The sequence below is a fragment of the Micromonospora sp. NRRL B-16802 genome (genome assembly GCF_001279555.1).
Lineage (GTDB): Bacteria > Actinomycetota > Actinomycetes > Mycobacteriales > Micromonosporaceae > Micromonospora > Micromonospora profundi.
Genome location: NZ_LGEB01000050.1, coordinates 105231 through 117188, shown reverse-complemented (window position 1 = coordinate 117188; position 11958 = coordinate 105231). Strand labels below are relative to the sequence as shown.

Annotated in this window: 11 protein-coding genes; 5 read left to right on the top strand and 6 right to left on the bottom strand. The window is 72.8% G+C overall.

The features are described from left to right. Positions 1–172: 172 nt before the first annotated feature. Positions 173–1231 carry an aldo/keto reductase gene (locus tag ADK66_RS09110; protein ID WP_053653475.1) on the bottom strand — a complete coding sequence of 353 codons (1059 nt, stop codon included), beginning with the start codon at positions 1229–1231 and terminating at the stop codon, positions 173–175. 98 nt (positions 1232–1329) lie between these two features. Between ADK66_RS09110 and ADK66_RS09105 the strand changes: the two genes are divergently transcribed. Beyond that, entirely contained in the window at positions 1330–1812 is a 483-nt protein-coding gene (locus ADK66_RS09105; RefSeq protein ID WP_231639972.1) for a hypothetical protein, read from the top strand. Between the two features lie 61 nt (positions 1813–1873). Here ADK66_RS09105 and ADK66_RS09100 read toward each other — a convergent pair whose 3' ends face one another. Then, positions 1874–2386 (bottom strand): HIT domain-containing protein, encoded by a 513-nt coding sequence (locus tag ADK66_RS09100; RefSeq protein WP_197281466.1) that lies wholly within the window; start codon positions 2384–2386, stop codon positions 1874–1876. 178 nt (positions 2387–2564) lie between these two features. Between ADK66_RS09100 and ADK66_RS09095 the strand changes: the two genes are divergently transcribed. Beyond that, positions 2565–3293: a D-Ala-D-Ala carboxypeptidase family metallohydrolase gene (locus tag ADK66_RS09095; RefSeq protein WP_053653472.1), complete on the top strand. Its 729-nt coding sequence runs from the start codon at positions 2565–2567 to the stop codon at positions 3291–3293. A gap of 31 nt (positions 3294–3324) precedes the next feature. Here ADK66_RS09095 and thrS read toward each other — a convergent pair whose 3' ends face one another. Further along, entirely contained in the window at positions 3325–5334 is a 2010-nt protein-coding gene (gene thrS / locus ADK66_RS09090; RefSeq protein WP_053653471.1) for a threonine--tRNA ligase, read from the bottom strand. Positions 5335–5521: 187 nt separating this feature from the next. Here thrS and ADK66_RS09085 point away from each other — a divergent pair, with 187 nt between their 5' ends. Continuing rightward, entirely contained in the window at positions 5522–6529 is a 1008-nt protein-coding gene (locus ADK66_RS09085; protein ID WP_053653470.1) for a DUF1775 domain-containing protein, read from the top strand. 168 nt (positions 6530–6697) lie between these two features. Here the strand turns inward: ADK66_RS09085 and ADK66_RS09080 are convergent, their stop codons facing one another. Then, a complete protein-coding gene (locus ADK66_RS09080) occupies positions 6698–7618 on the bottom strand; it encodes an ADP-ribosylglycohydrolase family protein (protein ID WP_053653469.1) in 921 nt (306 codons plus the stop codon). 73 nt (positions 7619–7691) lie between these two features. Here ADK66_RS09080 and ADK66_RS09075 point away from each other — a divergent pair, with 73 nt between their 5' ends. Both ADK66_RS09075 and ADK66_RS09070 read left to right on the top strand, forming a co-directional pair. Further along, the gene (locus tag ADK66_RS09075; protein ID WP_053653468.1) at positions 7692–8381 is read left to right on the top strand and encodes a response regulator transcription factor; all 690 of its coding nucleotides are present in this window, start codon (positions 7692–7694) and stop codon (positions 8379–8381) included. Between the two features lie 29 nt (positions 8382–8410). After that, on the top strand, positions 8411–9814 hold the full coding sequence (locus ADK66_RS09070) for a HAMP domain-containing sensor histidine kinase (protein ID WP_197281465.1): 1404 nt from the start codon (positions 8411–8413) through the stop codon (positions 9812–9814). Between the two features lie 266 nt (positions 9815–10080). Here ADK66_RS09070 and ADK66_RS09065 read toward each other — a convergent pair whose 3' ends face one another. Together ADK66_RS09065 and ADK66_RS09060 are read right to left on the bottom strand one after the other, a co-directional pair. Next, positions 10081–11103 (bottom strand): adenosine deaminase, encoded by a 1023-nt coding sequence (locus tag ADK66_RS09065; RefSeq protein ID WP_053653467.1) that lies wholly within the window; start codon positions 11101–11103, stop codon positions 10081–10083. Then, positions 11100–11894 (bottom strand): trans-aconitate 2-methyltransferase, encoded by a 795-nt coding sequence (locus tag ADK66_RS09060; RefSeq protein WP_053653466.1) that lies wholly within the window; start codon positions 11892–11894, stop codon positions 11100–11102. The genes ADK66_RS09065 and ADK66_RS09060 overlap by 4 nt, the downstream gene beginning before the upstream one ends. Positions 11895–11958: the final 64 nt, after the last annotated feature.

Below are 11958 nucleotides of genomic sequence, written 5' to 3'. Positions count from 1 at the left end.
GGCGGGCACGGCGCGCGGAGGGCGGGCACGGCGCGCGGAGGGCGGGCACGGCGCGCGGGGACAGCGGGGCGGGACGGCAGCGCGCGAGGACAGGCACGGCGCGCGGAGGACAGGCACGGCGCGCGGGGCCGGGCGGAGGGCCGTGACTTGGCGCAGGTGAAGGGCGGGAGCTTTACGGGTGGGTGACTGGGTGGGTGGGACGGGGCCAGTGGGGGCGGTCGGCGTCCCGGAGGGCGGCGGTGCGTAGGGCGGCGAGCTGCCGTTCCACCTCGACGAACACGTCCGGCGCCAGTGGACCCCACTGCAACGCGGCGGCGTTCTCCTCGACCTGGGCGACGGTACGGCAGCCAGGGATCGGAATGCTGCGCCCGCTGCGCGCCCAGATCCAGCCCAGCGCGCCCTGCGCGAGGGTGCGCCCGTCGGCGGTGAGCGCGGCACGGACCGCTCCCACCCGGCGCAGCCACTCCGGCGCGGGGCGTCCCCCACGGAACCACTCCAGCCAGCCGGGGGCCAGCCCGCGTACGTCGTCGCGGGGCAGCGTGGAGGCCGCCGTGTACTTGCCGGTGAGCAGCCCCATCCCCAGTGGCCCCTGGTTGATGCTGGCCAGGTCGTACTTGTCGCAGACGGCGAGCAGCTCGGGGGCGTCGCGCAGCACCGACAGGTTGTGTTGCACCGCTGTGGCGCCGGGTGCGGTGTGCCCGAGCGCGGCAGCCCGGTCGGGTCGGTCGGTGCTCCACCCGTACGCCCGGATCAGGCCCTCGGCGACGAGGCTCTCGCAGGTGTCGATGAGCGCCTCCGCGCGGGGCACCGGAAGGTCGGCCAGGTGCAGCTGGTAGAGGTCGATCCGATCGGTGCCCAGCCGGCGCAGCGACTCGGTCACCGCCCGCCGCAGGTACGTCGGCGAGGCGTCCTCCCCGGTCGCCTGGCGGGCCGCCTCGTCGAAGGTGTAGCCCCACTTGGTGGCGATCACGGCTTCGTCGCGGCGGCCGGCGAGCGCCCGGCCGAGGATCCGCTCGCTGTGCCCGGCCCCGTACGTGTCGGCGGTGTCGAAGAGCGTCACGCCCAGGTCGAGGGCCCGGCGTACGGTCCGCACAGACTCGTCGTCGTCGACCGCGCCCCAGCCCAGCGGCTGGGTGCCCTCCGCCCAGGGGCCGCCGATCGCCCAGCACCCCATGCCGAGGGCGCTGACCTCGATGCCGCTGCGCCCCAACGTCCGTGTTGTGACTGCCATCGACAGATCGTGCCACCTCGGCCGGGTCGAGGCGTAGCGCTCCCCGTGCTACGCCTGCGTGACGGCGGGGATCGGCGCGGTACGGCATGATCGGCGGAATGCGACGGCTGGGCGTGGACATCGGCGGCGTACTCATCGAACCGGCCGACGAGGACGCCGACACGTCCTTCTTCGGCGCGAACTATCTGCGTACGCCCGCTGTGGACGGGGCGTTCGACGCGCTCGCGGCGCTCGGGCCGGCGTTCGACGAGGTGCACCTGGTGTCCAAGTGCGGCGCGACCACCGAGCAGCGGACCCGCGATTGGCTGGCCCATCATGGCTTCCCGGCCCGCACCGGGATTCCCGTCGACCGGGTGCACTTCTGCCGGACCCGGCCGGCCAAGGCGCCGATCGCGCAGCGGCTCGGGCTCACCCACTTCGTGGACGACCGGTTGGAGGTGCTCGGCTACCTCGAATCGGTGCCGCACCGCTACCTGTTCCGGCCCCGTCCGGCGGAGGTCGACGCCCACGCGGCGCTGCTCCCCCTCGTACACCAGGTGCGGAGCTGGCCGGAGCTGACCGCCCTGCTGCGCGCCGACTAGCGCGACCGGCGCGGACGCCGCGCCGGTCGGGCGCGGAACACCACAACCCGCGCGGGGTACGTCAGGACGGCCAGGCGCGGCTGAGCAGCTCGCGGGTGTCGCTGAGCAGTTGCGGCAGAACCTTCGTGCGGCCGATCACCGGCATGAAGTTCGCGTCGCCGCCCCAGCGGGGCACCACGTGCTGGTGCAGGTGGGCGGCGATGCCGGCGCCGGCCACGCCGCCCTGGTTCATCCCCAGGTTGAAGCCGTGCGCGTTGCTCACCTTGCGGATCACCCGCATGGCGGTCTGGGTGTACGACGCCAACTCGATGGTCTCCGGCACGTCCAGGTCGGTGTAGTCGGCGACGTGCCGGTAGGGGCAGATCAACAGGTGCCCCGGGTTGTACGGGTAGAGGTTGAGCACCACGAAGACGCGCTCGCCCCGGGCCACCACGAGGCTCTCCTCCGGCGGCAGCCCCGGGGCCAGGCAGAACGGGCAGCCGGTCGGCTTCTCGTAGCCCTCGGTGGGGCGGTCCTCGCCGGAGATGTAGGTCATCCGGTGCGGCGTCCAGAGCCGCTCCAGGCCGTCCGCCATGCCACCGCTGTCCGTGTGCCGTTCCGCCCCTGTCACGAGCCGATCCTACGGAGCCGTGCGGGCGAGCCGCGACACCCATCGCCAGGAAACCCCACTTGCTGCAAGTTGTTGACGGATCGACGTCAATACCTGAAACTTCCATGCATTCACACAGTTCCATTTAGCGATGGAGAGGTACATGATCCAAAGGCTCGGCAGGATCCTCGCGGCACTGGCTCTGACCGCCGCCACCACTGTGGCCGGCGTCACCCTCACCGCCGGTGCCGCACAGGCGGACGGCTGCTACACCTGGGGCCGCGCTCTCTCCCAGGGGATGTCCGGCGAAGACGTACGGCAACTCCAGATCCGGGTCGCCGGTTACCCCGGCTACGCCGCGGTGCTCACCATCGACGGCGCGTTCGGCGCCGCCACCCGCTCCGCGGTGATCCGCTTCCAGCAGGCGTACGGGCTTTCCGCCGACGGGGTGGCCGGAGCGCAGACCTTCAACCGCCTCTACGCCCTCCAGGACGACGACTGCACGCCTGCCAACTTCAGCTACGCCGAGCTGAACAACTGCAACAGCACCTGGTCCGGCGGCGCGGTCTCGGCGAGCACAGCGCGGTTCAACGCGCTCGTGTCCATGTGGAAGCTCCAGGCCCTACGGCACGCCCTCGGGGACGTGAACATCGTGATCAGCAGCGGCTTCCGCAGCGCCGCCTGCAACAACGCGGTCGGCGGGGCATCGAACAGCAGGCACATGTACGGCGACGGAGTGGACCTGGTGGGGTCGCCCTCGTTCTGCCGGCTGGCCCAGCAGGCCCGCTACCACGGGTTCGGGCAGATCCTCGGCCCCGGCTACCCGGCCCACAACGACCACACCCACGTGGCGGCGGTAGGCGGCTGGTCAGCGCCGAACTGCGGCATCTGACAGCCACCCCGGCCCGCGCCGCCGCGGTGCGTTACTCCGCGGCGGCGGACGGGCCGACGTTCGTGCGGGAGCTCACCACGTCCAGGACGTGGGTCACCGCCTCGGCGATCGGCACCCCGTTGCGCTGGGAGCCGTCGCGGTAGCGGAACGACACCGTCCCGGCGGCCACGTCGTCGTCACCGGCGATGACCATGAACGGGATCTTCTGCTGCTGCGCGGTGCGGATCTTCTTCTGCATCCGGTCGTCACCCGCGTCCACCTGCGCCCGGATGCCCTCCGCGCGCAGGGCGGCGACGAAGCCGTGCAGGTAGTCGGTGTGGTCCTCACGGATCGGGATGCCGACCACCTGCACGGGCGCCAGCCAGGCCGGGAACGCCCCCGCGTAGTGCTCGGTGAGCACACCGAAGAACCGCTCGATCGAGCCGAACAGCGCACGGTGGATCATCACGGGCCGCTGCCGGGTGCCGTCGGCGGCCTGGTACTCCAGCCCGAACCGCTCCGGCTGGTTGAAGTCGACCTGGATCGTGGACATCTGCCACGTCCGGCCGATCGCGTCCCGCGCCTGCACGGAGATCTTCGGCCCGTAGAACGCCGCGCCGCCCGGGTCGGGCACCAAATCCAGACCGGAGGTCTCGGCGGCGGTCCGCAGCGCCTCGGTCGCCTCCGCCCAGTCCTCGTCGGCGCCGATGAACTTGGGCGAGTCGTCCCGGGTCGACAGCTCCAGGTAGAAGTCGTCGAGGCCGTAGTCGCGCAGCAGGTCCAGCACGAAGCTGAGCAGCGTGGACAGCTCACCGGCCATCTGCTCGCGGGTGCAGTAGATGTGCGAGTCGTCCTGGGTCAGGCCACGGACCCGGGTCAGGCCGTGCACGACGCCGGACTTCTCGTACCGGTAGACGGTGCCGAACTCGAACATGCGCAGCGGCAGCTCACGGTACGAACGCCCACGCGACCTGAAGATCAGGTTGTGCATGGGGCAGTTCATGGCCTTGAGGTAGTAGTCCGCGCCCTCCAGTTGCATGGGCGGGAACATCGTGTCCGCGTAGTACGGCAGGTGCCCGGAGGTCTGGAACAGCTGCGCCTTGGAGATGTGTGGGGTGTTGACGAACTCGTACCCCGCCTCCTCGTGCCGCCGCCGCGAGTACTGCTCCATCTCGCGGCGGATGATCCCGCCCTTGGGGTGGAAGACCGCCAGGCCGGACCCGATCTCGTCGGGGAAGCTGAACAGGTCCAGGTCCGCGCCGAGCTTCCGGTGGTCGCGCCGCGCGGCCTCCTCCAACAGCTTCAGGTACGCCTTCAGCTCGTCGCGGGTCGGCCACGCGGTGCCGTACACCCGTTGCAGTTGGGGGTTCTTCTCCGAGCCGCGCCAGTACGCGGCGGCGGAGCGCATCAGCTTGAACGCGCCGATCAGTCGGGTGGTGGGCAGGTGCGGCCCGCGGCACAGGTCCGACCAGCAGACCTTGTCCTCCTTGGCGTCGAGGTTGTCGTAGATGGTCAGCTCGCCGCCGCCGACCTCCATCACCTCGGCCGTGTCCAGACCCTCGCCCTTGACGTCGATCAACTCCAGCTTGAACGGCTCCTCGGCCAGCTCGGCGCGAGCCTCGTCGAGGCTGCCGAAGCGACGACGGCGGAACCGCTGCCCGGACTTGATGATCTCCTGCATGCGCTTTTCGAGCTTGCTGAGGTCGTCGGGCTGGAACGGCTTGTCGACGTCGAAGTCGTAGTAGAAGCCGTTCTCGATCGGCGGGCCGATGCCGAGTTTGGCCTCGGGGAAGACGTCCTGCACAGCCTGGGCGAGCACGTGGGCGGTGGAGTGGCGCAGCACGTTGAGCCCGTCGGGCGAGTCCAGGCTGACCGGCTCGACGACGGTCTCCTCGGCCGGCACCCAGTCCAGGTCACGGAGCTGGCCCTGCGGGTCGCGGACCACGACGATCGCCTTGGGGCCGTTCGCGGGCAGTCCGGCCGCGGCCACCGCGTCGGCCGCCGTCGTCCCGGCGGCGACGACGACAGGGTCGGCCACGGCGGGGGTACGGGGTGCGGACACGGTGACTCCTTCAAGTGGTACGAAACGGGGCCGTCCTCGGCTCCTGCCGATGCTATCGGTCGACCCATCCCCGGCAGGGAAGGGCACCGTGTGAACGGCCGGCATTGAACCTTTCGCGCCCGGCAGCCGAACTATCAGGTGTGGCCGGAACCGGTGCCGGTCGCGTCGACACGGATGGGGGCACGAGATGGCGAGCACGTACGGCGGTGGCCGCCTGCGGCGGATCGCGGCGGTGACCGCGCTGTCCGCCACCGGGCTGCTGCTCTGGTCCGGCACGGCGGCGTACGCGGCGGATGTGACGACCACTCCGACCCAGGCCCGGCAGGGTGACGCGGTACGGCTGGAGTTCAGCGTGCCCGAGGAGCGGGCCGGCACCACCACCCGCCAGGTGGAGGTCCGGTTGCCGGCCGACGCACCGGTGGCGGAGGTCTACCCGATGTCGGTCGACGGCTGGGCTCCCAAGATCAGCTCCCGTACGCTCGACAAGCCGGTCGCCGGCATCCACTCCGGCGGCGTGAGCACCGTGACCTCCGCGGTGACCTGGGTTCGTGTCGGCGCGAGCACGCCCGGCCCGGCCCGCCTGGCGCTGTCCATGGGCCCGCTGCCGCAGACCGAGCGGCTCACCTTCGAGGTCGTCCAGACGTACGCCGACGGGACGGTGGTCCGCTGGGCCGGCGCCGACGGCGCGCATCCGGCCCCGGTGCTCACCCTCCTGCCCGCGGCGGCGGGCGCGGCCGGACCCGCCGGGCATGGTGGTCACGGCGCCCCGGCAGCCGGCGCGGCGGCCGGCCCAGGAGCCGGTGCGGACGACGGCGCTGGCACCAATGGCGGGGCCGGCACCAATGGCGGGGCCGGCGCCGACGGTGCGGCGGTGGCCGGGACCAACAGCGCGGGCGAGGAGTCCGGCAACGCCGACGCCATGCTGGCCGCCGGCCTGGTGGCAGGGCTGGGCGGCGGCGCGGCGATCGGCTGGCTGGTCAGCCGGTTGCGCCGCCGCGACCCGGCCGAACGCACGGCGCTGGCCGAGGTGACCGGCGCTACGGAGGCCGAATCGGTGTCGGCAGCTACGCCGCCCGACAGCCCGGCAGCATCCACGGAGGCGGCAGTTGCGCTGCCGGAGAGCCCGGCCGCGTCGACGCTGCCGACCGCCGCCGCAGAACTGGCCTCGGCAGCGACTCCTGCCCGCAGCGGCTGAGGCCCACCGCGCCCTCCACCGACGGACCTTTCCCCCTGCCCGAGCGAGGCGCCCTCCGTGCGTGACGTGACCCACCCCCGGGAGGGCGGGCTGTCGCGCGCAGCCGGTGAGGCCGGGCCGCCACGCGGGCAGGACGCCGGTCAGTAAGAGCACCCCGCGGCCCGGCGGTCAGGGCAGCCAGGATGGCAGCGGCTCGCGGGCCGCCAGCCATGCCTCGGGCACTCCCCCGGGCGTGCCGACGCCGGTGTACGCGGCCACTACCGCGCCGGCGATGGCGGCCGTGGTGTCCACGTCCCCGCCGGCCTGAACGCAGACCCGGATCGCCGCCGGGTAGTCGTCGAGGTACGTGGCCGCGACCCAGAGGGTGAACGCGACGGTGTCCTGGGCGGTCACGCGCGAGCCGTTGCCGAGCGCCGCCACCACCCGGGGCAGCGGCCGGCCGAGCAGCCCGATGGCCCGCTGCACACAGCGGTGCACCTCGGTGCCCGGGTCGATGGCGGCGGCGATGCCGGCGAGCAGCCGGTCCGGTGCGGGCCGGTGGCCGTCGAGGCGGGCCCGGGCGGCGAGCGCGGCGGCGACGGCCACGGCGACCGCGCCGGCGATCCCCTCGGAATGCGCGTGGGTCACCTCGGCCGAGGCGCGGGCCTGCGCTGCGGCACGGGCCGTGGAGTCGGCGAAGTACGCGCCGAGCGGGCCGACCCGCATCGCCGCGCCATTGCCGCAGGAGCCCTGCCCGTCGAAGGCGGACGCGGCGGCCACCGGCCACGGGGTGCCGGTGCGGATCAGCCGCAGGATCAACATCGCGCCGGGGCCGTAGCCCCGCTGCGCGGCGCAACGCTCGGCGAACGCCAGTGCCAGCCGGTCCCTGTCGATGCTGCCGGACGCGGCCAGCTCGGCGACCACCGAGCAGGCCATCTCGGTGTCGTCGGTCCACTCCCAGGGCGGCGGCGGCAGGGTCGCCTCGGTGAGCTGCTCCGGTGCCGGCCCCGACAGGAAGAACTGCGCGCCGAGCGCGTCGCCGGTGGAGAGGCCGGCGAGGCTGTCCCGGGCGAGCGCCAGGCGGGCGTCGGCAAACAGGGTGAAGGACATCGCTGTACCAGCTTGCCCCGTTCCCAGGTACGTCGCAACGCGATCAACTTGCCAGGCAAAGTACGGTCTTGTCGTGGCCTCCGTGCTCCTGGTCGAAGACGATCACGTCGTACGCGGCGCGATGCTGCGGTCCCTCGCCGACCGGGGGCACGCGGTGCACGCCGTGGGCACAGCGCTGGACGCGCTGCGCCGGGTCGCCGCGGAGACACCTGACCTGGTCGTCCTGGACCTGGGCCTGCCCGACCTGGACGGCTCGGACGCATTGCGGATGCTGCGTGGCATCACCGACATCCCGATCATCATCGCCACCGCTCGCGACGACGAGCAGTCCGTGGTCAAGCTGCTGCGCGCCGGTGCCGACGACTACATGGTGAAGCCGTTCACCGGTGCCCACCTGGATGCCCGGATCACCACGGTGCTGCGTCGGGCCGGGCGGGCCAGCCGGACGGTGCAGCCGGCGGTGCACGTCGTGGGCGGGCTGCGGGTGGACGTCGGTGAGCGCAGCGCGGTCCTCGACGGGGAGCCGCTGGCGCTGACCCGCAAGGAATTCGACCTACTGGCCTATCTCGCCGCACGACCCGGGCGGGTAGTGTCCCGCCGCGAACTCTTGGAGGAGGTATGGCGGCAGCCATCGGTCGGCGAGGATCAGACCATCGACGTTCACCTGTACTGGCTTCGCCGAAAGATGGGCGAGTCCGCGGCGAAGCCGCGCTACCTGCGCACCGTGCGGGGGGTCGGGTTCCGGCTGGTGGCACCGGACTGAGGACAGCGCTGGCCCTTCTCACGGCCGGCATGTGCAGCCTCGTCGCGCTCGTCTTCCTGGTTCCACTGGGGTTGAGTCTGCGTGAGCAGACCCGCGAGGAGGCGATCGCCGACGCGGCCCGCCGCAGCGCGCTGGTGACCGGGGCGCTGGCGGTGAGCACCGACCCGGCGGTGGTCGAGCGGGCCGTGGTGGCCAGCGCCGAGGGCGCCCCGACCCGGCCGGTGGTGCACGGGCTCGGGTTGGACGAGTCCGCCGGCCGGGCAAGCGACAGCGACCTGGCGCGGGCCCGCGCCGACCTGCGCTCGCTTGTCGCCGACGTCGACGGCGGGGTGGTCCGACTGGACCCTGTGGTCCTGGGCGACCAGACGGCGGTGGTCGAGGTTTTCGTACCGGACTCGCGGCTGGGCGAGGGCGCCGGCGGCACGTGGTTGCTGCTGTTCGCCGTCGGCGCGGCGATGGTCGGCGCGGCGGTGATCGTGGTCGACCGGGTCGCCGCCCGCGCGGTGGACTCGACGCGGGGTCTGGTCAAGGCGGCGCTCTCGATCGGCGACGGCGACCTTGGCGTACGCGTGGAGCCGACCGGCCCCCGCGAGCTGGCCGAGGCCGGGTACGCGTTCAACCGGATGGCCGATCGGCTGGACGCCGCCCGCACCGACGAGCGGGAGTTGGTGGCGGACCTGTCACACCGGCTGCGTACCCCGTTGACAGTGCTCCGGCTGGACGCTGAGGCGTTGGAGTCCGACGACACGAGCGTGGGTTCGTTCAGTCAGGCGGAGCTGGACCGGCTGCGGGGCATCCGGCGGATCCGGCAGGCGATCGTCACCCTTGAAGGTGAGATCGACGTGCTGATCAAGACCACCCGCAAGGCGGTGGCGCACGAGGCCGGGCCGGCGATGTGTGACGTCAGCGAGGTGGTGCGGGACCGGATGGTCTTCTGGGCCGCGCTGGCCGGCGACCAGAACCGGCCGCATCGAGTGATCGGGGCGCAGCTGCGCATCCCCGCTCCGGTGCCGCGTGCCGAACTGGCCGCCGCGCTCGACGCGGTGATCGGCAACGTCTTCCGCTACACCCCGCAGGGGACGGCGTTCGAGGTGGCCGTGTCCCGCCGCGACGGGTACGTGGCGATCCGGGTGGACGACGCGGGCCCCGGCATCCCCGACCCGGACCGGGCGCTGCGCCGGGGCACCAGCGACCAGGGCTCGACAGGGCTCGGCCTGGACATCGCCAAGCGGGTGTCGTTGCAGGCCAACGGATCGGTGAGCATCGACCGGGCGCGGCTCGGTGGTGCCAGCGTGGTGATGTTGCTCGCCGACCCGGAGGCTACGCCCCGTCAGGTCAGCCGGTTCGGCCTGGTCGGTCGGATGGCGCGGGACGCCCGGGACCCGAAGACGAGCGGCCGGCGCTGGCCCCGGCAGCGCCCCACCGACACCTGATCGGCGCCCTCCCGAGGGCGGCTGACGGGCGCGGGCTGTGCGCTGGCGCAAGTCTTCCTTAGATCGCAATTAACGAGCGTGATGAAGCGGTCGCGGGCTGCCAGGATCAGTAAACGAACCCACCAGTTCCACCGGTCAGCGCATCGCGCACCCACGGGCCGGTGGAGCCGCGCGCGCGGCGGGAGTCCAGGTCCCCCCACACCCCACGCTCCCGCCGCGCGCCCTGCTCCCCCGCCACGCGAGCCCGTCCGGCCCGCGCAATGGGCTCAGCTCGCGGTGGCGAGGTGGGCGTCGATCTCGGCGATGATCCGCTGCTTGCCGGCGGGGTCGAGGAACGACGCGGTCACCGCGTTGCGGGCCAGCCCGGCCAGCTCCCGCGGACCTGCCCCGAGCAGTCGGGCCGCCACCGCGTACTCGTCGTTGAGGGTGGTGCCGAACATCGGCGGGTCGTCGGAGTTGATTGTGACAAGCAGCCCGGCTTCGACGAGCCGGGGCAGCGGGTGCTCGTCGAGGCTCGCCACGGCCCGGGTCCGTACGTTCGACGTCGGGCAGATCTCCATCCCGATCTGCCGCTCGGCCAGGTACGTGAGCAGTTCCGGGTCCTGTGCGGCGGAGATGCCGTGCCCGATCCGCTCGGCGCCCAGCTCGCGCAGCGCGTCCCAGACGGTCTGCGGGCCTGTGGTCTCCCCGGCGTGCGGCACCGAGCGGAGGCCGGCCGCGCGGGCCTGGTCGAAGAAGGGCCGGAACTGCGGCCGGGGTACGCCGATCTCCGGGCCGCCCAGCCCGAAGCTGATCAGCCCGTCGGGGCGCTCGTCGAGTGCGACGCGCAGCGTCTCCTCGGCCGCCGGCAGGCCTGCCTCACCGGGGATGTCGAAGCACCAGCGCAGGTCGAGGCCGAAGTCGGCGGCGGCGCGCTTGCGGGCGTCCTCGATCGCCTCGCAGAACGCCGGCGCGGGGATGCCCCTGCTCACGTGCGAGTAGGGGGTGATGGTCAGCTCGGCGTAGCGGACGTGCTGGCGGGCCAGTTCCCGGGCCACCTCGTGGGTGAGGATCCAGACGTCCTCCGGGTCACGGATGAGGTCGACGACGCTCAGGTAGACCTCGATGAAGTGCGCGAAGTCGCGGAACTCGAAGTAGTCGGCGAGCGCCTCGGGGTCGGCCGGCACCGGCGTGCGTCCCTCGTGCCGGGCGGCCAGCTCGGCGACGATCCGGGGCGAGGCGGAGCCGACGTGGTGCACGTGCAGCTCCACCTTGGGCAGGCCGGCGATGAAGGTGGACAGGTCGGTCACGGATTCTCCTGGGCACGGTCGCCGGTGCGGGCGACGACGAAGACACGACGGAACGGGAAGTACACCTGACCCTGCCGCACCGGGTACGCGGCGGCTAGCCGTACCCCCAACTCGGCCCGGAAGGCCGACCAGCCGGCGGCGTCCAGCGCGGCCCTGACGGGGCGCAGCGCGGTGCCCTCCATCCAGGCCAGCACCGGATGGTCGTTGGCGGGCGCGGCCGGCAACAGATGCACATAGGTAGTTTCCCAGGCGTCCACAGAGCAGCCCGCGGCGGTCAGCAGTTGCGCGTAGTCGGCAGGGTCGTCGACCGGGTCGGCGCGCAGCAGCGGGGCCAGCTCGGCCTGCCACGCCTGCCGGTTGGCGACCTCGCGCAGCGCCCGGTGCGATGGCGCGTCGAAGTTGCCGGGGACCTGCATGGCGAGCCAGGCGCCGGCCGGCAGGTCGGCGGCCCACCGTCGCAGCAGTTCCTGGTGGCCGGGCACCCACTGCAACGCCGCGTTGGTGACGACCACGTCCTCGTCGCCTGTCGGCCGCCAGTCGCACAGGTCGGCGACGGCGAACTCGACGGGCGTCGGCAGGGCCCTGGCCTGGTCGATCATCTCGGGTGCGGAGTCGAGCCCGAGGACCCGGGCGGCGGGCCACCGCTCGGCGAGGGTCGCGGTGAGCTGGCCGGGGCCGCAGCCGAGGTCCACTACCGCGCGGGGGCGGGTCGCCCCGACCCGGGCCACCAGGTCGTGGAACGGGCGTGAGCGCTCGTCGCCGTAGCGCAGGTACGTCGTCGGATCCCACATCGCAGCCTCCCAAACCGTACGTCCGTCTTGTTTGACAATATGGCTCCCGTGGCAGGCCGGCAAC